At 42.6% G+C, this 24,765-nt stretch carries 23 protein-coding genes and 2 tRNA genes; 22 read left to right on the forward strand and 3 right to left on the reverse strand.

Annotated elements, in window-relative coordinates; all coding sequences use genetic code 11:
* Nucleotides 1-8: 8 nt before the first annotated feature.
* Both NSQ79_RS02835 and NSQ79_RS02840 read left to right on the forward strand, forming a co-directional pair.
* Nucleotides 9-1,094 (forward strand): ABC transporter ATP-binding protein, encoded by a 1,086-nt coding sequence (locus NSQ79_RS02835; protein WP_021143811.1) that lies wholly within the window; start codon nt 9-11, stop codon nt 1,092-1,094.
* Nucleotides 1,087-2,016, forward strand: a complete 930-nt coding sequence (locus NSQ79_RS02840; RefSeq protein ID WP_021143812.1) for an ATP-binding cassette domain-containing protein — start codon at nt 1,087-1,089, stop codon at nt 2,014-2,016. Before NSQ79_RS02835 ends, NSQ79_RS02840 begins: the two co-directional genes overlap by 8 nt.
* Before the next feature lie 51 nt (nt 2,017-2,067).
* Here the strand turns inward: NSQ79_RS02840 and NSQ79_RS02845 are convergent, their stop codons facing one another.
* Genes NSQ79_RS02845 through NSQ79_RS02855 form a run of 3 tightly spaced genes read right to left on the reverse strand, consistent with a single transcriptional unit; the run spans nt 2,068 to nt 3,945 of the window.
* The gene (locus NSQ79_RS02845) at nt 2,068-2,853 is read right to left on the reverse strand and encodes a hypothetical protein (protein WP_021143813.1); all 786 of its coding nucleotides are present in this window, start codon (nt 2,851-2,853) and stop codon (nt 2,068-2,070) included.
* Between the two features lie 11 nt (nt 2,854-2,864).
* The gene (locus tag NSQ79_RS02850) at nt 2,865-3,563 is read right to left on the reverse strand and encodes an ABC transporter ATP-binding protein (protein ID WP_002886849.1); all 699 of its coding nucleotides are present in this window, start codon (nt 3,561-3,563) and stop codon (nt 2,865-2,867) included.
* Between the two features lie 4 nt (nt 3,564-3,567).
* Nucleotides 3,568-3,945 carry a GntR family transcriptional regulator gene (locus NSQ79_RS02855; RefSeq protein WP_021143815.1) on the reverse strand — a complete coding sequence of 126 codons (378 nt, stop codon included), beginning with the start codon at nt 3,943-3,945 and terminating at the stop codon, nt 3,568-3,570.
* Nucleotides 3,946-4,126: 181 nt separating this feature from the next.
* Between NSQ79_RS02855 and NSQ79_RS02860 the strand changes: the two genes are divergently transcribed.
* The 20 genes from NSQ79_RS02860 (at nt 4,127) to NSQ79_RS02955 (ending at nt 24,634) form a co-directional block, all read left to right on the forward strand.
* Nucleotides 4,127-4,921, forward strand: coding sequence for an HAD family hydrolase (locus tag NSQ79_RS02860; RefSeq protein WP_021143816.1), 795 nt, complete (start codon nt 4,127-4,129; stop codon nt 4,919-4,921).
* Nucleotides 4,914-5,732 (forward strand): Cof-type HAD-IIB family hydrolase, encoded by an 819-nt coding sequence (locus NSQ79_RS02865; RefSeq protein ID WP_014634817.1) that lies wholly within the window; start codon nt 4,914-4,916, stop codon nt 5,730-5,732. Before NSQ79_RS02860 ends, NSQ79_RS02865 begins: the two co-directional genes overlap by 8 nt.
* Nucleotides 5,733-5,742: 10 nt before the next feature.
* A complete protein-coding gene (gene ftsY / locus NSQ79_RS02870; protein WP_021143818.1) occupies nt 5,743-7,140 on the forward strand; it encodes a signal recognition particle-docking protein FtsY in 1,398 nt (465 codons plus the stop codon).
* Between the two features lie 234 nt (nt 7,141-7,374).
* A complete protein-coding gene (gene gmk / locus NSQ79_RS02875; protein WP_002884259.1) occupies nt 7,375-8,004 on the forward strand; it encodes a guanylate kinase in 630 nt (209 codons plus the stop codon).
* Nucleotides 8,005-8,025: 21 nt separating this feature from the next.
* Complete coding sequence (rpoZ, locus tag NSQ79_RS02880) at nt 8,026-8,340, forward strand: DNA-directed RNA polymerase subunit omega (RefSeq protein ID WP_002886855.1); 315 nt, start codon at nt 8,026-8,028, stop codon at nt 8,338-8,340.
* Between the two features lie 143 nt (nt 8,341-8,483).
* Nucleotides 8,484-10,880 carry a primosomal protein N' gene (locus NSQ79_RS02885; RefSeq protein WP_013990233.1) on the forward strand — a complete coding sequence of 799 codons (2,397 nt, stop codon included), beginning with the start codon at nt 8,484-8,486 and terminating at the stop codon, nt 10,878-10,880.
* A 17-nt stretch (nt 10,881-10,897) separates the two neighbouring features.
* Nucleotides 10,898-11,833: a methionyl-tRNA formyltransferase gene (gene fmt, locus NSQ79_RS02890; protein WP_049527649.1), complete on the forward strand. Its 936-nt coding sequence runs from the start codon at nt 10,898-10,900 to the stop codon at nt 11,831-11,833.
* Entirely contained in the window at nt 11,823-13,145 is a 1,323-nt protein-coding gene (rsmB, locus tag NSQ79_RS02895) for a 16S rRNA (cytosine(967)-C(5))-methyltransferase RsmB (protein ID WP_049527646.1), read from the forward strand. The genes fmt and rsmB overlap by 11 nt, the downstream gene beginning before the upstream one ends.
* A 43-nt stretch (nt 13,146-13,188) precedes the next feature.
* Entirely contained in the window at nt 13,189-13,926 is a 738-nt protein-coding gene (locus tag NSQ79_RS02900; protein WP_002886859.1) for a Stp1/IreP family PP2C-type Ser/Thr phosphatase, read from the forward strand.
* Nucleotides 13,926-15,806 carry a Stk1 family PASTA domain-containing Ser/Thr kinase gene (gene pknB, locus NSQ79_RS02905; RefSeq protein ID WP_002886860.1) on the forward strand — a complete coding sequence of 627 codons (1,881 nt, stop codon included), beginning with the start codon at nt 13,926-13,928 and terminating at the stop codon, nt 15,804-15,806. The genes NSQ79_RS02900 and pknB overlap by 1 nt, the downstream gene beginning before the upstream one ends.
* A 145-nt stretch (nt 15,807-15,951) precedes the next feature.
* Complete coding sequence (locus NSQ79_RS02910) at nt 15,952-16,710, forward strand: potassium channel family protein (RefSeq protein WP_111686502.1); 759 nt, start codon at nt 15,952-15,954, stop codon at nt 16,708-16,710.
* Nucleotides 16,711-16,873: 163 nt separating this feature from the next.
* The gene (gene liaF / locus NSQ79_RS02915) at nt 16,874-17,572 is read left to right on the forward strand and encodes a cell wall-active antibiotics response protein LiaF (protein WP_013990238.1); all 699 of its coding nucleotides are present in this window, start codon (nt 16,874-16,876) and stop codon (nt 17,570-17,572) included.
* Nucleotides 17,569-18,579, forward strand: coding sequence for a sensor histidine kinase (locus NSQ79_RS02920; RefSeq protein ID WP_164332121.1), 1,011 nt, complete (start codon nt 17,569-17,571; stop codon nt 18,577-18,579). The genes liaF and NSQ79_RS02920 overlap by 4 nt, the downstream gene beginning before the upstream one ends.
* Complete coding sequence (locus NSQ79_RS02925) at nt 18,569-19,213, forward strand: response regulator transcription factor (protein ID WP_002884791.1); 645 nt, start codon at nt 18,569-18,571, stop codon at nt 19,211-19,213. The genes NSQ79_RS02920 and NSQ79_RS02925 overlap by 11 nt, the downstream gene beginning before the upstream one ends.
* Nucleotides 19,214-19,516: 303 nt before the next feature.
* Nucleotides 19,517-19,588, forward strand: a tRNA-Gln gene (locus NSQ79_RS02930).
* A 29-nt stretch (nt 19,589-19,617) separates the two neighbouring features.
* Nucleotides 19,618-19,689, forward strand: a tRNA-Glu gene (locus tag NSQ79_RS02935).
* A 220-nt stretch (nt 19,690-19,909) separates the two neighbouring features.
* A complete protein-coding gene (rimM, locus tag NSQ79_RS02940; RefSeq protein ID WP_002884411.1) occupies nt 19,910-20,428 on the forward strand; it encodes a ribosome maturation factor RimM in 519 nt (172 codons plus the stop codon).
* Complete coding sequence (trmD, locus tag NSQ79_RS02945; protein WP_164332120.1) at nt 20,418-21,137, forward strand: tRNA (guanosine(37)-N1)-methyltransferase TrmD; 720 nt, start codon at nt 20,418-20,420, stop codon at nt 21,135-21,137. The genes rimM and trmD overlap by 11 nt, the downstream gene beginning before the upstream one ends.
* A gap of 1 nt (nt 21,138) precedes the next feature.
* Entirely contained in the window at nt 21,139-22,137 is a 999-nt protein-coding gene (locus tag NSQ79_RS02950) for an NAD(P)/FAD-dependent oxidoreductase (protein ID WP_270617443.1), read from the forward strand.
* Nucleotides 22,138-22,219: 82 nt separating this feature from the next.
* Nucleotides 22,220-24,634: a DNA translocase FtsK gene (locus tag NSQ79_RS02955; protein WP_339313820.1), complete on the forward strand. Its 2,415-nt coding sequence runs from the start codon at nt 22,220-22,222 to the stop codon at nt 24,632-24,634.
* The last annotated feature ends 131 nt before the right edge of the window (nt 24,635-24,765 follow it).

A 24,765-nucleotide genomic window follows, 5' to 3' on the forward strand; every position in this document is an offset into this window, starting at 1 on the left:
AGTCCAATATGACAGAAAATAAAAATGTAATATTATCGGCTCGCGATATCGTCGTGGAATTTGACGTTCGTGACCGTGTTTTGACAGCTATTCGAGGAGTTTCCCTTGATTTGGTTGAAGGTGAAGTTTTAGCCTTGGTTGGTGAGTCTGGTTCAGGTAAATCAGTATTGACTAAGACTTTCACAGGGATGCTTGAAGAAAATGGTCGTGTAGCTAGCGGTTCTATTGATTATCGTGGCCAAGATTTGACCAAACTTAAGAGTCACCAAGATTGGGCACATATTCGTGGGGCTAAGATTGCGACTATCTTCCAAGATCCTATGACCAGTCTTGACCCAATTAAGACTATCGGTAGCCAAATTGTTGAAGTCATTGTCAAACACCAAGGAAAATCAGCCAAAGAAGCTAAAAAAATGGCCATTGACTACATGGACAAGGTTGGTATTCCTGATGCTGAAAAACGTTTCAACGAATATCCTTTCCAATACTCTGGTGGGATGCGTCAACGTATCGTCATTGCCATTGCCTTGGCTTGTCGTCCTGATGTTCTTATCTGTGACGAGCCAACAACTGCCCTTGACGTGACCATTCAAGCTCAAATCATTGACCTCTTGAAATCACTCAAAGAGGAGTATGGTTTCTCAGTGATTTTCATTACCCATGACCTTGGTGTGGTAGCAAGTATCGCTGACAAGGTTGCTGTTATGTATGCTGGTGAAATCATCGAGTATGCAACTGTTGAGGAAATTTTCTATGAGCCTTGTCACCCATACACGTGGAGCTTGCTTTCAAGCTTGCCACAGTTGGCTGACGATAAGGGTGAGCTTTTCTCAATTCCAGGGACACCACCATCACTTTATACACCAGTTGTTGGAGATGCCTTTGCCTTGCGTTCAGACTATGCCATGCAGATTGACTTTGAGGAAAAAGCTCCACAATTCCAAGTTTCAGATACTCACTGGGCTAAGACCTGGCTCTTACATGAGGATGCACCAAAAGTTGAAAAACCTGCGGTTATCCAAAATCTACATGAAAAAATCCGTGCTAATATGGGATTTGCACATTTAGGAGATGAGGAGGAAGGCAATGCCTGAGAAGTTAGTTGAAGTAAAAGATGTGGAGATTTCCTTCGGTGAAGGAAGCAAGAAATTCGTTGCTGTCCACAATGCTAATTTTTTCATCAACAAGGGTGAAACCTTTTCCCTCGTTGGTGAGTCTGGTAGTGGTAAAACCACTATCGGGCGTGCCATTATTGGTCTAAATGATACAAGTAATGGTGAGATTATTTTTGACGGTAAGAAAATCAATGGACACTTGTCTCACTCTGAGAAAAACGACCTTATTCGTCGTATCCAGATGATTTTCCAAGACCCTGCGGCTAGTTTGAATGAACGTGCAACAGTCGATTATATCTTGTCTGAGGGCTTGCATAACTTCCATCTCTATAAGGATGAGGAAGATCGTAAAGCTAAAATCAAGAAAATCATCAAAGAAGTGGGACTTCTTGAGGAGCACTTGACACGTTACCCTCACGAATTTTCTGGGGGACAACGTCAACGTATTGGGATTGCACGTTCCTTGGTCATGCAACCTGATTTGGTTATCGCTGACGAACCCATCTCAGCCCTTGACGTGTCAGTTCGTGCCCAAGTTTTGAACTTGCTTAAGAAATTCCAAAAAGAGTTGGGATTGACCTACCTCTTTATCGCTCACGACTTGTCAGTGGTCCGTTTCATTTCTGACCGTATTGCTGTTATTTACAAGGGGACAATCGTGGAAGTTGCTGAGACAGAAGAACTCTACAACAATCCTATCCACCCTTACACCAAGTCACTCTTGTCTGCTGTTCCTATTCCAGACCCAATCTTGGAACGTAAGAAAGTCTTGAAGGTTTATGATCCAAACCAACACGACTATTCTGTCGATAAACCAGAAATGGTTGAAGTACGTCCAGGACACTTCGTTTGGGGTAACAAGGCCGAAATCGAGACTTATCGTAAAGAACAAAGTAAATAAGTCTTTTCAATGCAAAAAAAAATCGTGTTCCAGAAGGAACACGGTTTTTCTTTAGTCTAAATTTAAGCGTTTGGTCATGATATAGTAGGTACCAAAGTAACTTGCTGCGATGAGAATGAGAGACTGAACTAGACTAATGATATATGACGAGTTATTAATTGCAGTATATGTTGCATCTCCGGTCAAGGCTGCACCGAGTCCAAAGAAGAAACCAATAAAGAATAGGATAGCCTGAATGGCGAAAAAGGCGACAAATCCCATAAGAACTTTGTTAGTGTTGAAGAGATTTCCGATACTAATACAGAGGTAATAGAAAAGGATACCAGCAATCATTGACAAGATTGTAGAAGGGATGAAGAGGTAGAAAGCGCCTATCTCTTTTAGGATCTGGCCAAAGTAGCTGGTAGCTAGTAGGATATCTTTCATATCAAGGCAGAAAGCAGCTATAATTCCAATCGAAAGGAGTATAACGAGTGATGAAATGATATCTAAAATAAAGGCTACCAAGAGTTTAGACAAGATTAATTGGTGAGCAGAAACTGGGAGCGTATTGGTTAGATAACCTTCTCTCCCAAAGACAGTCTTTGCAAAGCGTCTGACAATGAGAACTATTGTTGCTATATAAATGGTTCCCCATACGATAATGGTAGCAAAAACCATCAGTGTGAAGAAAGCAAAGAAGAGTAGACTAGGTTCTTGGTGGCTCTGTTCAGTTACAAAAATAGATTTTCGAAGCATTAAACCCAAGGGGATAGAGAGTAGGATGGCAATACCATAGATGCCAAGATACCATTTACGGACCGATTGTAATTCATATTTAACTAATTTCCAAAACATGCTCATACCTCCTAGTTGTGGAACATCTCTCTAAAGAGTTTGTCGATAGATTTGCCATGGGCTTGACGGATATTATCAGCATCACCCTGAAGTTCAATCTGACCGTATTTTAAGAAGACAACTTCATCTAGGACGGATTCAATATCTGCAATCAAATGGGTTGAAATGATAACAGAAGCATCTTCAGAGTATTGGTTGATGATGGTTTTAAGAATGTAGTCACGTGACGCAGGATCGACTCCACCGATAGGTTCATCGAGGAGATAGAGTTTAGCTTCACGACTCATAACCAAAATCAACTGAACTTTTTCTTTGTTACCTTTTGAGAGGTCCTTAAGGCGCAAATCAGGCTGGAGCTTTAAATCCTGCAAGAGTTGCAAGGCAAGAGGATAGCGGAAGTCAGCGTAAAAATCTTGGAAGAAGTCCAAGTAGTATTGGATAGTCTTACTTTCATCCAAATAAGTTGTATCAGGTAGATATGCCACTTGAGCTTTGGTGATAGGTGATGGCTGAAATCCATTAATAGTTGCTAAACCAGAAGTTGGTTGAAGGAGGCCGTTCAAAATTTTGATTAGGGTTGTTTTACCACTACCGTTTGGTCCTAAGAGACCAATGATTTTACCAGAAGGGATGGACATGGTCACATCTCTAAGGGCTGGAATACCATTATAGGTCTTGGTGAGATTTGTTAGAGTTACAATATCAGTCATCGGTCTACAAGTCCTTTCCTGTTTGTTCGATGTAGTCAGTGATGATAGATTTGATTTCAGGTGAGCTAAAACCAATGGCTGTCATCTCAGAGACAAAGTTCTTCATGAGACTTTGGGCAATCTCGTGTCGTTTTTGATCAATTAGTTTTTCATCTTCGGTAACAAAGCGACCAGAGGTACGGGCAGAATAGACCAGCCCCTCTTTTTCAAGTTCTTGGAAGGCTCTTTGTACGGTGTTGGGATTGACCCCGGCTTCCTGAGCAAATTCCCTAACAGGTAGGAGTTGTTGTCCCATACTCAATTCCTTGGAAGCTATCTTCAGTTTGACGCGATAGGCGATTTGGAGATAGATTGGCGATTTTTCATCAAATGTCCAAGCCATAAGAGACTCCTTTCTAAAAGTATAATAGTATTATTTTTGTACTACCATAATGATACAACTAAAATACTGAATTTGCAAGTAAAATTCCATATTTTCTCTAATTTCTCTGGCTTTTCCCAAACTTATATTCCTATTTTTGGTACAATAGGGGCAAGTATATTCGACCTGAAGGGAGATTATTTTGAAAATTTTAGCAACAGATATGGATGGTACCTTTCTAGACCATCTTGGTGCCTATGACAAAGCACGTTTGGATAACCTTTTGGATGCTTGTGAAGCTAAAGATTACGTTTTTACCGTAGCTTCTGGCCGAGCTCTCTTGGCCTTGGAGGAGCTTTTTGATGGTTTTGTGGACCGCATAGCTATTATTGCGGAGAATGGGGCCTTGGTTCAGTACAAGGGTGAAGTCCTGTTTGAGTCCAAGCTAGAACCTAAAGATTATTTGGAAATTGCAGATACGACTTTAGCCTTGCCAACTTGCGAGGGAATTCTCTTGTCGGGACGTCGTGGTGCCTATGCTCCAAACGATGCAGATCCAGCCTATCTTAAGGCCATGGAACGCTACTATGAAAATGTTATGACAACGGACCTTGAAGCGGTTACAGATGATATTTTCAAGGTAACTGCTAAGTTCCAAGGGGATACCATTATGGAACGTGGTGACTACCTCAACACGATTTTTGAGGATATGACAGCTGTGACAACTGGCTTTGATTCTATGGATATTATCCTTAAAGGTGTGGATAAGGGCTTTGGTCTTTACCATCTTTGTCAAGAGTTGGGGCGTCAAGCTTCAGATGTTGTAGCCTTTGGTGATAATCTCAATGATATGGAGATGCTGACCTTTGCTGGGCATGCGGTTGCTACGGAAAATGCCCGCGATGAGATTAAGGCAGTAGCTGACGAAGTGATTGGTCACCATAAAGACGGTGCAGTCTTTGACTACATGGAAGGATTGGTGGACTCAGATGTCTGAGATTAAATTATTGGCCTTGGACCTAGATGGGACACTCTTCACTAAGGATAAGCAAGTAACAGCTGAAAATAGAGCTGCTCTGAAAGCGGCAGAAGCTAAGGGGGTTCATGTGGTCATTACGACTGGTCGCCCTCTGCCAGCTATTACTCATATCTTGGAAGATTTGGGCTTGTTGGATGATAAGCACTATAGTGTGACCTTCAATGGTGGCTTGGTTCAGCGTAATAATGGGGATATCCTCATAAAGAAAGAGATGAGTCGAGAAGATTTAAAGCAGATTTATGCTGTCTTCGAACCTCTAGGGCTTCCTATGGATGTTATCAGTGATGGCATTGTCTATGGTGTGCCAAGTAAAGGCAATCATTCTCTCTATCGTCAGGCTAATCCTACCCTGACCTTCGTTGATGTGGAGAGTATTGATGACATTCCTGAAAATATCGTCTATAATAAGGTAGTTACGGTCTGTGAGGAAGCGTTTTTGGATGCTCAAATTCAAAAAATACCTGACCATTTATACCAAGCGTTTGAGGTCTTTAAGTCTCGTGAAATTATCCTAGAGGTCATGCCTAAAGGTGTTCATAAGGCTGTAGGTTTGAGACTCTTGACTGATTACCTTGCTCTGGATAAAAGTCAGGTCATGGCTATGGGAGACGAGGAAAACGACTTGACAATGCTGGAGTGGGCTAGTCTTGGTGTGGCTATGGCGAATGCTGTTCCCAAGGTCAAGGCTGTTGCCAAGGCAGTAACGACAAAAACTAATGAGGAATCTGGAGTGGCTGAGGCCATCCACAAATATATTCTAGAGAAATAAGGAGAACCAAATGGGTCTATTTGATCGATTATTTGGACAAGAGGAAAACCAGTCACAGGAAACTGTAGCAAATCATGAAATTTCAGAAACTGAGGCTCTTGATAATCAAGACTTATCAACAAGTGAAGGGATAAGCGAGAGTCAAACAGAACAGCTCAGTGAGTCGGAGACTCAAGTAGAAGAGATTTCATCCACAGAATCTGTTGAATCTAGTGATTCTACTGTGACAGAAGAAAGTGAAGCAGTGTCTGACGAAGACCTTTCTGTTGATAATCAGGCTTCAAGCGAAGCAGAAGGCGTTTCCGAGTCAGAAGAAAGTCAAGTTGCTGTGGATAACCACTTTGCGGATGTCATGGCTGATTACTATGCTAAGAAGGCTCAAGTAGCTGCTGCTGCAGAAAAAGGTGAAACTGTCACTTTTGAAGCCGTTCAAACCCGTAAAGTTGAGGAAAAACCTGAAGAAGTTCAGGATTCAAAAACTGAAACAGAACAAGAGAAATATAACCGTACCCTCAAGAAGACGCGTACTGGTTTTGCTGCCCGCTTGAATGAATTCTTTGCGAATTTCCGTCGTGTTGATGAGGAGTTCTTCGAAGAATTGGAAGAAATGCTAATTCTTTCTGATGTTGGAGTTAATGTTGCAACGCAATTAACGGAAGATTTGCGCTATGAAGCCCGCCTTGAAAATGTCAAAAAGACTGAGGATTTGCAACGCTTGATTATTGAAAAACTTGTGGATATCTACGAGAAGGATGATGTCTACAAGGAGCAGATTAATTTCCAAGATGGTTTGACAGTCATGCTTTTCGTTGGTGTCAACGGGGTTGGTAAGACAACGTCTATCGGTAAGTTGGCGCATAAATACAAACAAGAAGGCAAAAAAGTTATGTTGGTAGCTGCTGATACCTTCCGTGCGGGAGCTGTTGCTCAGTTGGTTGAGTGGGGACGTCGTGTTGATGTGCCAGTAGTGACTGGTGCTGAGAAGGCTGACCCAGCTTCAGTGGTCTTTGACGGTATGGAAAAGGCCCTTGCTGAGGGAGTTGACGTCCTTATGATTGATACTGCGGGTCGTTTGCAAAATAAAGATAATCTTATGGCAGAGCTTGAAAAGATTGGTCGTATTATCAAACGTGTGGTTCCAGAAGCACCTCATGAAACCCTCTTGGCCTTGGATGCCTCAACAGGTCAAAATGCCCTTAGTCAGGCTAAGGAATTTTCAAAAATTACACCTCTTACAGGTCTTGTCTTGACTAAGTTGGATGGTAGTGCCAAGGGTGGGGTGGTTTTAGCCATTCGCCAAGAGTTGGATATTCCAGTTAAGTTAATTGGTTTTGGTGAGAAAATTGATGATATTGGTGAGTTCCATTCAGAAGAATTCATGCAAGGTCTCTTGACTGGTTTGGTTTAAAAGAGTATTTAAAAAAGAGTGAGTACTGAGAAAAGGAATTCACTCTTTTTAATGGTGTCCTCACCTTGAAAAAAGTCGCTTTTATTGGTAAAATAGTAAGGAAAAACGCATGCTCTGAAAAGTGAGCTGTAACTTAATCACTGAACAACCCCTAAGCCAAAAAAAGAGATGATTGTTTTCTCTTTTTTAAGGTGAGTCATAAGAAGATTTTTAATCTTAGTTTAAGGAGAAGACATGTCTGAACGTGGACTTTTGATTGTTTTTTCAGGGCCTTCTGGTGTCGGAAAAGGAACTGTTCGTCAGGAGATTTTTTCAACACCTGACCACAAATTTGAATACTCAGTATCAATGACCACACGTGCTCAACGTCCTGGTGAAGTTGATGGAAAGGATTATTTCTTCCGTTCGCGTGAGGAATTTGAAGAGCTTATTCGTAATGGTCAAATGTTGGAATATGCTGAGTATGTGGGTAACTACTACGGAACACCTTTGACTTATGTTAATGAAACCTTGGATAAAGGTATTGATGTTTTCCTTGAAATCGAGGTTCAAGGTGCCCTTCAGGTTAAGAAAAAGGTCCCAGATGCTGTCTTCATCTTTTTGACACCACCGGATTTGAACGAGCTTCAAGAACGTTTGGTTGGTCGTGGAACAGACTCTGAGGAAGTTATTGCTCAACGTATTGAGCGTGCGCGTGAAGAAATTGCTCTCATGAGCGAATACGATTATGCCATTGTTAATGACGAAGTGCCTTTGGCTGCTGAGCGTGTCAAACGTGTTATTGAAGCAGAACACTTCCGAGTTGACCGTGTGATTGGTCGCTATCGTAATATGATTTCAGAAAAGAAATTATCAGATAAATAAATTAGAAATAGGTATAGAATTATGATGTTGAAACCCTCTATTGACAAACTTTTGGATAAAGTGCCTTCAAAATATTCATTGGTTATTTTGCAAGCCAAACGTGCCCATGAATTAGCCGCTGGTGCTGAACCAACTCAAGAGTTTACGTCAGTAAAACCAACCCTTCAAGCCCTTGAAGAGATTGAATCTGGTAATGTGACTATCCACCCAGATCCAGAATCTAAACGTGAATTGGCACGTTTGAAAGTGATTCAAGCACGTCTTGCTGCTGAGGAAGAAGAACGTAAAATCAAAGAACAAATCGCTAAAGAAAAAGAAGAAGGCGATAAAATCTAAAATCAAAGTCTTGCTTTGGTTTATGAGGAGAGGGGGAGCTGAGGCATAGTGTCTCAGCTTCCTTCTTTATGATGATAATCAAGAGCTCAGCTTTACTTGAGCTTGAAAGATACTGGTCTTAAGGAAGTGATAGGAGGAAATTTATGGTTTTAGTAGCACAAATTATTGTAGACGTTCCTCTGATGCAGACGGACAGACCTTATAGTTACCTTATCCCTGAAGCTATGCAAGCACAAATCGCCATCGGTATGCGGGTGCATGTTCCTTTTGGTAAAGGAAATCGTCTATTGCAAGGCTTTGTTATTGGTTTAGAAGAGCAGGAGAACTTAAGAGACTTTCCTGAATTGAAACCTATCGCTGAGCTTTTAGATTATGAGCCAGTCCTTAATCAGGATCAGCTGGATTTGGCTGATCAGATGCGACATACGGTCTTTTCTTATAAGATTTCCATCTTGAAGTCAATGCTACCTGGTCTCCTTAATTCACAGTACGATAAGGTTATCATGGCAACTGATAAACTGGGTGAAGAGGATAAAAAGACTTTTCTTCAGGGGCAGGATCATGTTCTTTTCTCGCAGTTGTCAGAGGAGCAGCGTCAAGCTATTCCTCGTCTGGTCCAGTCTGGGCGTGTAACGGTTGATTACCTTGCTAAGGATAAGCAGAACATCAAGACTGAGAAGCACTATAGTGTTCAAAAGGGCATTCTCGAGACTTTGGCTATTTCGCAACGGGCTAAGAGGCGTTTAGAACTACGAGACTTCTTGCTAGAGAAGAGTGATCTAGGGAAGGTGGCAGACCTCCACAAGCTTTTTTCACGAGATGTGGTTAAGTTTTTCATTGAAGCTGGTGCCTTGGTCATCACTGAAGTTGAGGTCAATCGTGCCGATAGCTACTTTGAAAAGGTAGAGAAGACGGATTTTCTTGAGCTTAATGTTCAACAGGCGCATGCGGTTGAAGAAATGATGCGCCAAATCGGCCAAGGTGGCAAACCATTCTTATTGGAAGGGGTAACGGGATCAGGTAAGACAGAGGTCTATCTGCATCTTATCGAGAGGACCTTGGCTATGGGGAAAACGGCTATTGTCTTGGTGCCAGAGATTTCCCTGACGCCCCAAATGACCAATCGTTTCATTTCACGTTTTGGTGACTTGGTGGCCATCATGCATTCAGGCTTGTCAGACGGTGAGAAATTTGACGAGTGGCGAAAGGTTAGATCTGGTCAGGCCAAGGTTGTGGTAGGAGCACGTTCGGCAATCTTCGCTCCCTTGGAAAACATCGGAGCTATCATTATCGATGAAGAACACGAGGCGACCTATAAGCAGGAGTCCAATCCTCGCTACCATGCTAGAGATGTGGCCTTGCTTAGGGCTAAGAGTCATGGAGCCGTGCTTGTTCTTGGTTCAGCAACACCCTCTATTGAGACTCGGGCAAGAGCTCAGAAAGGGGTTTACCATTTTCTTGAGTTGACTCAGAGGGCTAATCCTAATGCCAAAATTCCTCAGGTGGAAGTGGTGGACTTTAAGGATTTTGTGGGCCGTCAAGAGGCTAGTGATTTTACGCCACCTCTCTTAGAGAAAATCCGAGAACGCTTGGCACGTAAGGAACAAGTCGTGCTAATGTTGAACCGTCGTGGCTATTCCTCTTTTGTCATGTGTCGTGACTGTGGCTATGTGGATGATTGTCCCAACTGTGATATTTCATTGACCTTGCACATGGATACTAAGACCATGAATTGCCACTATTGTGATTTTCAAAAAGCAATACCACATGTCTGTCCTAACTGTCAGAGCCGTCAGATTCGCTATTATGGGACTGGGACACAGAAGGCTTATGACCAATTGACGGAACTTTTGCCAGAAGCCAAAGTGATTCGTATGGATGTTGATACGACACGTAAGAAAGGGGCTCACGAGAAACTTTTGGAGACCTTTGGAAGTGGTAAGGCCGATATTTTGCTCGGAACCCAGATGATTGCCAAGGGCTTGGATTTTCCAAATGTTACCTTGGTAGGGGTCTTGAATGCAGATACGTCGCTAAATTTACCAGATTTTCGTTCAGCTGAGCGTACCTTCCAACTGTTGACTCAGGTGGCTGGTCGTGCTGGTCGTGCTGACAAGGAAGGGGAAGTTATTATTCAAACCTATAATCCTAGTCATTATGCCATTCGGTTTGCACAGCAACAGGATTATGAAGGTTTCTACGCTTATGAAATGGGGATTCGACGTCAGTTGGCCTATCCGCCTTATTTCTATACGGTAGGGATTACGCTTTCTCACAAGGATGAAGAGTTTGTGGTTCGCAAGAGCTATGAGGTTATGGCTTATTTAAGAGAGCACCTGTCAGACAAGGTGACCTTCCTAGGGCCTACGCCTAAGCCAATTGCCCGAACACATAACCTTTATCATTATCAGATTATTATCAAATACCGTTTTGAGGATAACTTGGAAGAAACGCTTAATAGGGTCCTTGACATGACTCAGGAGCCTGAGAACAAGGACCTGCGTTTGATTATTGATCATGAACCTCAGAATTTTACCTAATCTAGAAAAGGAAGAATATGACAAAATTAGTATTTATGGGAACGCCTGCCTTTTCAGCGACAGTGCTGGAAGGACTTTTGACCGATGAGCGTTATGATATTGTCGCTGTGGTGACGCAACCAGACCGTGCTGTCGGCCGTAAAAAAGAAATCCGCATGACACCGGTCAAGGAAGTAGCCTTGGCGCATGACTTGCCAATTTATCAACCTGAAAAATTGTCAGGTTCTGAAGAAATGGCGCAACTTATGTCACTTGGTGCTGATGGTATTGTTACTGCGGCTTATGGACAATTCTTGCCAAGTAAGTTGCTTGATAGCATGGATTTTGCAGTGAATGTCCACGCTTCACTCCTGCCCAAATACCGTGGTGGAGCACCTATTCATTATGCCATTATCAATGGTGATGCAGAAGCAGGTGTGACCATTATGGAAATGGTCAAGGAAATGGATGCTGGTGACATGGTTAGCCAAAAGGCCTTGCCAATTCTTGACGAGGATAATGTTGGTACTATGTTTGAAAAATTGGCAGTCTTGGGTCGTGACCTCTTGCTTGAAACCTTGCCTGCTTATATCGCTGGAGAAATCAAACCTGTTCCTCAAGATGCCAGTCAGGTAACGTTTTCGCCAAATATTAGCCCAGAAGAGGAGCGTCTTGATTGGAATAAGTCGGCTCGTGACATCTTCAATCAAATCCGTGGTATGTACCCATGGCCTGTGGCCCATACCTTGCTTGATGGCAAACGTTTCAAAATTTATGAGGCGGACTTGGCAGAAGGTCAAGGACAGGCGGGTCATATTATTGAAAAAACCAAGAAGAGTTTGGTAGTTGCGACTGGTCAAGGAGCCATTTCGCTTAAGACAGTTCAACCTGCAGGAAAACCTCGTATGGCTATTGCTGATTTCCTTAATGGGGTCGGACGCAATCTTGAAGTAGGTGATGCATTTGGCCAATGATTGGAAAAAAACTGCTCGTGGACAGGCACTCGAAGTCTTAGAAGAAGTCTTCCAGGAAGGGGCTTACTCAAATATTGCTCTCAATGCACATTTGAGCAAGTCGCAGCTGACAGATAAGGACAAGGCCTTGGTGACGGAAATTGTCTATGGGACCGTGGCTCGTAAGATTACTTTGGAGTGGATGCTAGCCCATGTCATTGAGGACCGTGATAAGCTTGAACCTTGGGTATATGACTTATTACTTTTGAGCCTTTATCAGTTGGCTTATTTAGATAAGATCCCAGCCCATGCGGTGGTTAATGATGCCGTTTCTATTGCCAAAAACCGAGGCAATAAAAAGGGTGCTGAGAAACTGGTCAATGCGGTTCTTCGTAAACTATCAAGCCAGCCTTTGCCAGATCCAAGCCAGATTAAACGTGTCAATAAACGCTATTCTGTTCAGTATTCTCTACCTGTATGGTTGGTTAAAAAACTTATCGACCAGTACGGGGAAGACCGTGCCCTTGCTATTTTCCAAAGCCTCTTTGTGAGAAATAAGGCTAGTGTGCGTGTAACGGATGCGTCACGTTTGGAAGAGATAGCAGAGACCACTGGGGCTGAGCGTTCAGTCCTATCACCAGTTGGGCTTGTTAAGTCTTCAGGTTACTTTGCTGGGACAGATTATTTTAAAGAGGGATTATTGACCATTCAGGATGAGACCAGTCAACTGGTTGCACCAACTTTAGGGATTCTAGGTGAGGAAGAAATCCTGGATGCCTGTGCGGCACCTGGTGGTAAGACGGTACATATGGCCTCTTATTTGACGAGTGGACATGTGACGGCGCTTGACCTCTATGATCATAAGCTTGCCCTTATCGAAGAAAATGCCCAACGTCTTGGCCTAGCTGATAAGGTTAAGACACAGAAACTGGATGCTAGTCAGGTACATCAAGTCTTTCCGGCTGATAGTTTTGACAAGATTTTAGTGGATGCTCCTTGTTCAGGGATTGGACTCATTCGTCGGAAACCCGACATCAAATATAACAAGGACCTCCAAGACTTTGAGTCCCTTAAGGCTGTGCAGTTGGATATCCTATCCAGCGTTTGTCAAACCCTACGAAAAGGTGGTATAATAACATATAGTACTTGCACCATCATAGCAGAAGAAAATCAAGAGGTGATTCAAGCCTTTCTTGAGAGCCATCCTGATTTTGAGCAAGTTGCCTTAGACCATCCATGTAAAGACATCGTGGTCAATGGCTGTTTGGCAATTACCCCCGAACAGTATCTAACTGATGGTTTTTTCATCGCACAGTTGCGTAAAAAAGCTTAGGGTTACAGAGGAGGAAATGCTGACGCAAGTCAGAAAGAAAACTATGGAAATATCATTATTAACGGACATTGGCCAAAAACGGTCAAACAACCAAGATTTTGTTAATAAATTTGTCAACCAAGCTGGTGTTACCCTTGTCGTTGTTGCAGATGGAATGGGTGGACACCGTGCTGGAAATATTGCCAGTGAGATGTCAGTGACTGACCTTGGTCGTGACTGGATTAACACTGATTTTCGTGAGTTGAGTCAAATTCGTGATTGGATGATTGCTGCCATTGATGCAGAAAATCGTAAAATCTATGAACTTGGCCAAAACGAAGAATATAAGGGAATGGGAACAACTATTGAGGTTCTTGCCTTTGTTGATAACGCTGTGATTTTTGCTCATGTTGGGGATTCACGTATTGCCCTTATCCGTAATGGTGAGTATAAGCAATTGACGAATGACCACTCTTTGGTCAATGCTCTGATTAAGGCTGGTCAATTGACAAAAGAGGAAGCAGCTGTTCATCCACAACGTAATATTATTACACAATCTGTGGGGCAGGCCGCTCCAATTGAAGCTGATCTTGGTGTCCAACAATTGGAACCAGGAGACTATATTCTGGCTAATTCAGACGGCCTAACTAACATGATTTCAACCGAACAGATTGTTCATATTGTTAACAGTCCTGGTTTCCTTGAAGAAAAAACCAGTCGTCTAGTAGCCGCTGCAAATGAGGCAGGTGGTCTTGACAATATTACCGTTGCCCTCGTTAAAGTAGAAAGTGAGGAAGGATAATGATCCAAGTTGGCAAATTGTTTGCTGGACGTTATCGAATCCTTAAAGCTATCGGACGTGGTGGTATGGCGGATGTTTATCTGGCTAATGACCTGATCTTGGATAATGAGAAAGTGGCCATTAAGGTGCTTCGTACTAATTATCAAACCGATCAGGTAGCTGTGGCACGTTTCCAGCGTGAAGCACGTGCCATGGCAGAACTCAGTCATCCCAATATCGTTGCAATCCGAGACATTGGCGAAGAAGACGGCCAGCAGTTCTTGGTGATGGAGTACGTGGATGGTTCGGACTTGAAGAAATATATTCAAGACCATGCGCCACTTTCTAACCAAGATGTTGTGCGTATTATGGGAGAGATTCTTTCTGCCATGACTCTTGCCCATCAAAAGGGTATTATCCACCGTGACCTTAAGCCACAAAACGTTCTTTTAACTAAGGACGGTAGGGCCAAAGTTACAGACTTCGGGATTGCGGTTGCCTTTGCAGAGACTAGTCTGACTCAAACCAATTCTATGTTGGGTTCTGTCCACTACCTCTCACCAGAGCAGGCGCGTGGATCTAAAGCAACTATCCAAAGTGATATCTATGCTATGGGTATCATGCTCTTTGAAATGTTGACAGGGCGTATTCCATATGATGGTGATAGTGCAGTTACCATCGCTCTTCAGCATTTCCAAAAACCATTACCATCAATCTTGGCTGAGAATCATAATGTTCCTCAGGCATTGGAAAATGTGGTTATTCGAGCGACAGCTAAAAAGCTTGAAAATCGTTATAACAGTACTTTGGAAATGAGCCGAGATTTAGTAACTAGCTTATATCCTAGCCATAGCCGTGATGCGAAGGTAGTCTTTGATGACATGACGGATACTAAGACTTTGCCTAAGGTTACTCCAGTTCCGTCAGTAAGCTCTGAGAAAAAGGCAACTGCCAAGTCATCAGAGTCAAAACAAGCTGTAAGTAAGCAACCAAGGAAAAATTCAACACTAGCTAAGAATAAAAAGAAGAAAAAAAAGAAAAGCTTTTTCTCGACATCACTCAAGGTATTCCTGGGGTTGGTCTTTATCGGGATTATCATTTTTGCCTATTTGGTATTTACCAACCCTGATAGTACTCAGGTGCCTAACGTGGTCGGTCAAGAGTTGTCCACAGCTCAGACTAAAATTGAGGGTGCTGGATTTAAGGTAGGTGAAGTTAAGGAAGTGGAAGATGACTCTGTCGATACAGGCAAGGTCGTAAAGACTGATCCTACAGCTGGAACCACACGAAAAGAAGGATCAAGCATTGATATCTATGTTTCTTCTGGTAGTAAAGGTTTCGCTTTGAAAGACTACAAAGGTAAAAATTATAAGGATGCCATTGAGGATTTAACTTCGAATTATGGCGTTTCTGAGGACCAAATTGATATTCAGCATGTCGAAGACGACAGTGCTGAAGAGGGAGAAATCCTATCTCAAAGTCCAGGTAAAAACAAGTCTTTCAATCCTAAGGATAGTAAGGCCAAGATTAAGTTCCGTGTGGCAACTCCTAAGACAGTTACCATGCCTGATGTGACTGGTTTGACGGTTTCAACAGCGGTTCAAACCTTGAATCGTAAGAGTATCTCAAGTAGTAGCATCGAGTATCATGACTATAATACTGGTGCTAAGTTAGACAAGGATAAGGTTCCTAGCAGTACAGAGGTCCTTTATCAAGATCCACAAGCTGGTACAAGTGTTGATGGTACAGTGATTCTCTATGTTTCGGTTGCAACAGCAAGTTCAAGCCTACAGTCAAGCTCAAGCAGTACGACACATTCGTCATCGACGAGCTCAAGTACTGAAAGCACAAGCTCTAGTACTGAAACACCGACAGAGGCTACTCACACAGACCAACAATAGTTTTTAATAATTGAGACATAATAAAGAGAGGTTCTTCAATCTCTCTTTTTTCTTATCTAGAGTTCTTGTCGATAGCTTAAAAGGCCTGCTTGCCAGGGGTCAGAGATTCTTTTATAATGAAGACATCACATATAGGAGAGACGCTATGAGAAACCGTAGAAAACTGAGAAGGTATATCATTACCTACGATATCGTCATGACGGTCCTGGCCCTGATTTCCATAGGTTTGGTTATCTTTGATTTAGTTGGCTTAATTTCAATTGGAAGGCGACCTTTCAGAGTGATAGATCAGTCTATAACGCTCATCTTTGCCATTGATTATGCGATTCGTTTCTCCCTGGCACCTCGTAAGCGAATTTTTGTTAAAACGCATGTATTAGACTTGTTGGCTATTATTCCCTACAATGAAGTCTTTACTTTCCTCCGTTTTTCAAGGGTGGGACGCTTTGCCAGATTGGCCAAACTCTCACGCTTAATTGGTTTGAGTAGCAAGCTCAAGCACATTTCCAATCGCATTAATCGCAGAAATGGCTTTTATTTTCTGCTTTCGGTTAATAGTATTATCATCCTTATCAGTAGTGCTGTCATTGCCCGAGTAGAGCACCATAATTTTATTGATGCTATTTGGTGGTCTGTAGCAACGGTTACTACGGTAGGTTATGGCGATATCGTTCCTCAAACATTGGTAGGTAAGGCCGTTGCGGTCGTTCTCATGTTTAGTGGGATTGCCACTCTGGGGTTGTTAACAAGCTCTCTCAATAATATTTTTGTGCGGTCAGGTCGTCAGACTGAAAGAAAATTGGCTGAGATTGAGAAGGAGTTGGCGGAACAACGTGTCATACTGGAGGAAATCAGAAGTACGGTGCAACTCATAAATAGTAAAATGGACGAAACTGACGATTAGGATTTTTGAATGAAAGACGGTGTTTCCTGTAATGGAGGCACTTTTTTTGCTTTCTGCGGCCCCTTTTCTATCTTGGTTAGTCGGTGCTTAAACTGGGTCTTTTTGTCAATTGCCTTAAAATTTGATAGAATGAAGCCTGTATACTTTTATTTGAGAGGTCCTTATGACCAAATTTAATTTTTTCTTAGTGGTGGAAGCCCTGCTTTTGACTCTGGGCCTGATCACCATCTTTAATAATGATATTACCAGTTTTATTTTCATTCTGGTCTTGACCTTGTTGGCCGTTCGCTTTTTTAACAAGGAGTCCAAGAGTGATTTTGTCTTGACCATCTGTTTGATCTCACTTTTTCTGGTTTCCATGTGGAATATCTATGTGGTGCTTGCTATCCTAGTGGGTGTGGCTTATGTCATGATAAACCATTTTTCACAGGTTAAGAAAAAGAATCGCTATGCCCTCATCCAATTCAAAGAAGATAATTTGAATCCTCGGGCTGTCCGAAATCAGTGGATTGGGACTCGTATGGAACCTGTCAGTGATCGTTATGACTTTGATGATATCAATATCATCCGTTTCTTTGGGACAGATGTGATTGATTTGACTCAGGTTATTGTCTCAGGGAGAGATAATGTCGTGATCTTGCAGAAACTCTATGGACCGACGACTATCTTGGTACCAATTGATGTTTCCGTAAAACTCAACATATCAGCAATCTATAGCTCTGTCACCTTCTTTAATGAAGATGAATACGACCTCCGTTATGAAAGCTTGACCTTGCAAGGTGCAGAGTATGAGCATGCCCATCGGACGGTTAAATTGATTCTCAATGTGGGAGCTGGACCAGTGGAGGTACGTCGCAAATGAAGAAACAGTACATATTTTTAATCCTGATTTACTCGGTTGTAGTTTTGGTTGGCGTTACCCTTGTAGTGATGGATAGTTTTAACCTCAACTTTTCACTAGTTTTCGGCAATCTGTCTCAGGCCTTCCACTTCCTTTTTAACATGGTTTTTGTGGTTCTGAGTTTGCTCATTTTGCTTTATATTCTCTGGGCCATTGCTAATGATAACAGTATGCGTTCAGTCAATCAGGATTTGCGCCGCATTATCAATAATCAACCAGTCAAACGTCAGGGAGATATTGAGTTAGACAAGAATATGATGCGCTTGTCTCATAAGATGCGTAAATTGACTAAGGACTTGCAGAAAACTGAAAATGCCCAAGCTCTACAAAGCCGTGATATTATCAAGAAGGAGCGCGGACGTATTGCTCGTGACCTTCACGATACCGTTAGTCAGGAACTTTTTGCGGCTAGTATGATCCTATCTGGTGTCTCTCAGATGGCGGACCAGCTAAGTAAGGAAGACCTGCATAATCAAATCCAGGCGGTTGAGGCCATGCTGACGGACGCTCAAAATGATATGCGTGTTTTGCTTTTGCATCTTCGTCCGACAGAGCTTGAGAACAAGACCTTGCAAGAAGGCTTGCAGATGATCCTTAGGGAATTAACCGATAAATCCAATATCCATGTCGTCTACAAGGATATGGTCAAGAAAGTGCCCAAGCGTATTGAAAATAATCTCTTTAGGATTGCCCAAGAGTTTATCTCTAATACCCTTAAACACGCCAAGGCTAGCCAGATAGAGGTTTATCTCTATCAAAATAGTCAGGAAATTCAATTGAAAATGTTGGATAATGGTGTTGGTTATGACTTAAATGCGTCGACTGACGAGATGAGCTATGGCCTGAAAAATATCCAAGAGCGTGTCGATGAAATGGCAGGAACTGTGCAGTTCCTATCTGCTAAAGGTAAGGGGACATCTATTGATGTCCGTGTGCCGATATTAAGAGGAGAAGACAATGTCGAATAAGATTAATGTGATTTTGGTCGATGACCATGAGATGGTCCGTTTGGGCCTTAAAAGTTTCTTGAATCTTCAAGGAGATGTAGAAGTTGTTGGGGAGGCAGGCAATGGTCGAGAGGGTGTTGACCTTGCCTTGGAACTGCGTCCAGATGTCGTTGTTATGGATCTTGTCATGCCTGAATTGGATGGTGTTCAAGCGACTTTGGAATTGCTCAAAGAATGGCCTGAAGCCAAGATTTTGGTTTTGACTAGCTATTTGGACAATGAAAAAATTTACCCAGTCATTGAAGCTGGTGCTAAAGGCTATATGCTTAAAACCAGCAGTGCGGCAGAGATTCTCAATAGTATCCGTAAGGTTTACCGTGGTGAAGAAGCTATCGAAACTGAGGTAGACAATAAGATTAAATACCATGATAGCCATCCGGACCTACACGACGACTTGACGGCACGTGAACGTGATATCTTGGCCCTTCTGGCTAAGGGGTATGACAATCAAACTATTGCTAATGAGCTATTTATTTCATTGAAAACCGTTAAAACTCACGTGTCTAATATCCTTGGAAAACTCAATGTTGATGACCGTACTCAGGCAGTCGTTTATGCCTTTAGACATCATTTGGTTTCGCAGGATGATGAATAAAGCTATCAACTAAGCTTGTTATCTTGGGACTAGGGAGGGTTATCATAACTCTTAATCCTAAGTCGGATTTTGCGAGTCAAATTCTTTGACTTTATTTCTAGCAAAACATATAATTATACCATCCTAAAACTTTTCTTTTTTCATATGAGGTTGAAGCGACCTCGTATCATCTATCTAAGTTCGCTTAGATGATGAAATCTCCTAACTCCTAGCAATCGGTACTTCCGGTTGCTTTTTTTGAAAAAAAGTTTTAAAAAAGTGTTGACAGCCTACTAGTTTTTCTGTAGAATAATAAGAGTCTTTTGGGGTATAGCCAAGCGGTAAGGCAAGGGACTTTGACTCCCTCATGCGTTGGTTCGAATCCAGCTACCCCAGTTCTACCTGAGGGTAGAGACACAGATTATGGTCCGTTGGTCAAGGGGTTAAGACACCGCCTTTTCACGGCGGTAACACGGGTTCGAATCCCGTACGGACTATAAGTACCAGCTAGAGAAAGCTGGTTTTTTTGTGTCCTTTTTGATAAAATAGAGGGGTTGACTGGCCTAGGTCAGACATTCTATACCACTTTAAAATCATAAATAACGAGACCTCGACCCGAAGAAAAACCTTTGTTTTGTGATGGCTGTCAGATGATGATAAGCACTTGGTCGAGTCGTGGTTTTATTTGAATAAGAAAACAGATAATAAGGAAATGCAATGACATACTATAACGTTGGAAAGATTGTGAATACACAGGGCTTGCAGGGTGAACTTCGTGTTTTGTCTGTAACAGATTTTGCGGATGAACGTTTTAAGAAGAAAAGTGTCCTAGCCCTTTTTGATGACAAAGATAATTACATCATGGATGTCGAGATTGCGAGTCACCGTAAACATAAAAACTTTGATATCGTTAAGTTTAAAGGGCTTTACCATATCAATGATGTAGAGAAGTATAAGGGCTGCAGTCTTAAGATTGCTGAGGAAAATCTAACAGACCTTGATGACGGGGAATTTTACTATCATGAGATCATTGGCCTTGATGTTTATGAAGGTGATACTTTGATTGGTCAGGTCAAAGAGATTCTCCAACCGGGTGCTAATGATGTTTGGGTAGTAAAACGTAAAGGCAAGAAAGATTTGCTCTTGCCATATATCCCACCTGTAGTTCTTGATGTTGATGTTGCGGCTGGTCGTATTGAGGTTGAGCTCATGGAAGGATTAGACGATGAAGATTGATATCTTGACCCTATTCCCAGATATGTTTGCTCCCTTAGAGCATTCCATTGTTGGTAAGGCAAAGGATAAGGGACTTCTAGAAATCAACTATCACAATTTCCGTGAAAATGCGGAAAAGGCTCGTCATGTAGATGATGAACCTTATGGTGGCGGCCAAGGCATGTTGCTACGTGCCCAGCCAATTTTTGATACCTTTGATAAGCTTAACGTCACTAAGCCTCGTGTTATTCTCTTAGATCCTGCTGGTCGTACCTTTGATCAGGCCTATGCAGAAGAATTGGCGCAAGAAGAGGAACTGGTCTTTATCTGTGGCCATTATGAGGGCTATGATGAGCGCATCAAAACTTTGGTGACAGACGAGATTTCCTTGGGAGACTTTGTCTTGACTGGGGGAGAGCTAGCTGCTATGACTATTGTAGATGCTACTGTCCGCTTGATTCCCGAAGTTTTGGGTAAGGAAGCTAGTCATAAGGATGATAGTTTCTCATCAGGGCTCTTGGAATTTCCACAGTACACTCGCCCAGCTGAGTTTCGCGGCATGAAGGTGCCAGATGTGCTCTTGTCAGGGCACCATGTCAATATTCGACGTTGGCGTATGAAGCAGAGTTTGCGTAAGACCTGGGAGCGTCGACCAGATCTTTTGGAAAACTATGACTTTACGGATGAAGAACGTCAGATTTTAGAAGAGATAAAAGCAGAAGGAAAATAAAATGTCAGAAGAAAAGATTTATGATATTACCATTATCGGTGGTGGGCCAGTAGGACTTTGGGCTGCCTTTTATGCTGGACTACGTGGCATGACTGTTAATATTATTGAGAGTCTGTCAGAGCTTGGTGGACAGCCTGCCATTCTCTACCCTGAGAAAAAAATCTATGATATTCCAGCCTTTCCTCAAACAACAGGTGCGGAATTGACAGAAAACCTCTTGACTCAGCTTAAGCGTTTTGAAGATCGTGTCAGCATTCATTTGAAAGAGGAAGTTCAAACCTTTGAAAAGACAGATGGCATCTTCACAATTGCTACTAGCAAGGGCCAACACTTGTCTAAGGCTATCGTCATTGCCTGTGGAAATGGTGCTTTCGCTCCACGTCCTTTAGGTGTGGACAATGAAGAAGATTATGCAGATAATAACTTGTTCTATAATGTGCATAGCCTGGACCAATTTGCTGGTAAGAAGGTTGTGATTGCTGGTGGTGGGGATTCAGCTGTTGACTGGGCCAATCACCTAGATGGGATTGCTGAGAGCGTGACTTTGATTCACCGACGTGATGCCTTTCGTGCCCATGAGCATAGTGTAGAACTGCTTCATCAATCATCAGTTAATGTGATGACGCCTTATGTTCCACTTGAAATCAAGGGTGAAAATGGTCTTGCCCAAAGTTTGACTGTTCAAAAAGTGAAGTCAGACGAGGTCGTGGAATTGCCACTTGATGCCCTTATTGTTAGCTTTGGCTTCTCAACCAACAATAAAAACCTTCGTAACTGGAATGTTGACTTCAAACGCTCTAGCGTTACGGTTAATGCCCAGTTTGAAACTTCACAAGAAGGTGTTTACGCTATCGGTGATGCAGCAGAATATGAAGGTAAGATTGACTTGATTGCTGTGGGAATGGGTGAAGCTCCTATCGCTATCAACCAAGCTATTCAATATATTGATCCAGATGGTAAGAATCGTCCGGTTCACTCAACATCGTTAATTGAAGAATAATGTCAAAAGAAGACTTTGTCTTCAATCTAAGGAGAGACTTGTCTCTCTTTTTTCATGTCTAAAAACGTGGTATAATACACCTATGGCTACAACGAAAAAAACGAAAAAAGGGACGGCTTCTAAGAACGGTAAGAAGCGTCTTACAAAAGCGGAATTAGACAGACAGAAGGCGATTAAGCGAATGCTATGGACCTTCTTTTTTGCCTTTGTCTTAATTTTCCCAGTCTTTCGATTGGGTTTCTTTGGGGTTACCCTCTATAATATCTTTCGAGTATTTGTGGGGAGTATGGCTTACCCTTTAATTTTTGCTATCTATGTTTATCTCTTTGGCTTTAAATGGTTACGTAAACACAGTAACTATGTCACAGGATTTTGGATGGTCTTCGCGGGGCTCTTGTTGGAGTTTCACGCCTATCTCTTTAGTCTAGATCGTATGAGTGGTCTGGATATTTTCCCTGGTACCAAGGACTTGCTTTTTGGGGAACTTGTGAGTGTGCAAGTCGCTCGTTTTGCGGGTGGTGGTATGTTGGGGGCTCTTCTGTACCAACCGATTTCCTTCCTCTTTTCAAATATCGGTAGCTTCATGATTGGGGTATTGATTATTCTCTTGGGTGCTTTCATTCTTAGCCCTTGGGATGTCTTGGATATCATGGAGTATGCTAAGGAAGCTTGGCAGAAAGGGGCTGAGAAGCGTTTGGAACGGACGGCTCAACGTCAGGAGAAGAAGGCAGAACGTCAGGCTCAGAAAGAACGTGAAGCAGAAGAACGTGCCGAGGCCGAGCGTCTGGCTGATTTAACTGTCGACGAGGAGACGGGAGAAATCTTAGATGATGCCGCAGAGGCCTTGCCACAAGAAGCTGAGATTTTTGCATCTGAACCTGAAATCAGTGATTATGCCTCTGAGGATTACTATGATAATCTGCCTCCAGAGGATTATGAGGATTTCCAAGAAGATTATGCACCTTATCCAGAGGATGTGCCAACCGAGGAGTTTCCGCCATCTATGGTGGTTGAGGGAGATGATGCTCCTGTCGAGGTTGATTTCACGCCTAAGGAACTCCTGCAGTATAAATTACCTCATATAGATCTCTTTGCACCTGATAAGCCGAAGAGTCAATCTAAAGAGAAGAACATCGTTCGTAAGAATATTCGAATCTTAGAAGATACCTTCAAGAGTTTCAATATTGATGTCAAGGTTGAGCGGGCTGAAATTGGACCGTCAGTGACCAAGTATGAGGTCAAGCCTGCTGTTGGGGTTCGTGTTAACCGCATTTCAAATCTAGCGGATGACTTAGCTCTGGCTCTAGCTGCGAAAGATGTCCGTATTGAGGCACCTATTCCTGGAAAATCTTTGGTTGGTATCGAAGTGCCTAATTCAGAGATTGCGACGGTTTCTTTCCGTGAACTTTGGGAACAGTCCAAGACAGACCCTAATAAGCTCTTGGAAGTTCCTCTCGGTAAGGCAGTTGATGGTTCGGCTCGTAGCTTTGATTTGGGACGGATGCCTCACTTGCTAGTCGCTGGATCTACGGGTTCTGGTAAATCGGTTGCGGTTAACGGTATTATCTCTAGTATTCTTATGAAGGCTCGTCCAGACCAGGTGAAGTTTCTCATGGTCGATCCGAAGATGGTTGAACTTTCGGTTTACAATGATATTCCTCATCTCCTTATCCCTGTGGTGACTAACCCACGTAAGGCCGCTAAGGCTCTTCAAAAAGTGGTAGATGAGATGGAAAATCGTTACGAACTCTTTAGTAAGTTTGGCGTGCGTAACATTGCTGGCTACAATGCCAAGGTAGAAGACTGGAACGCTCAGTCGCAAGAAAAACAGATTCCCTTGCCTTTAATTGTGGTTATCGTTGATGAGTTGGCTGACTTGATGATGGTAGCCAGTAAGGAAGTGGAAGATGCCATCATTCGTCTGGGGCAAAAAGCGCGTGCTGCGGGAATTCACATGATTCTCGCCACTCAACGACCATCGGTTGATGTTATCTCTGGTTTGATTAAGGCCAATGTGCCATCTCGTGTGGCCTTTGCGGTGTCTTCGGGAACAGATAGTCGTACCATTTTAGATGAAAATGGGGCAGAAAAGCTACTCGGACGTGGGGATATGCTTTTCAAACCGATTGATGAGAACCACCCTGTTCGTCTACAAGGTTCCTTCATCTCTGATGATGACGTGGAACGTATTGTGACCTTTATCAAGGATCAGGCTTTAGCTGACTATGATGAGAGCTTTGATCCTGGTGAAGTTTCTGAAAATGATTTTGGTGGAGGTTCCTCTGCCAATGGTGGTAGCTCAGAAGGTGACCCACTCTTTGAAGAGGCCAAGGCTTTGGTCCTTGAAACACAAAAAGCAAGTGCTTCCATGATTCAACGTCGTCTGTCAGTTGGTTTCAACCGTGCCACTCGTTTGATGGAAGAGTTGGAAGAAGCAGGCGTTATCGGACCAGCTGAAGGTACCAAACCACGTAAGGTTTTGATGACTCAAGAATAATGAACTGGAAAGAGTCTCAAGCCTGGTTTTTAAAAGAATTAAAATAGACAAAAGAAATGAGAAAAATGAGTGTTTTGCCATTTGTTTTCTCATTCTTTTTTTATGTTCAAAATAGACCAAAAAATTGCAAA

Origin of the sequence: Streptococcus sp. FSL W7-1342, assembly GCF_037966635.1 — a bacterium.
Classification (GTDB): domain Bacteria; phylum Bacillota; class Bacilli; order Lactobacillales; family Streptococcaceae; genus Streptococcus; species Streptococcus salivarius_D.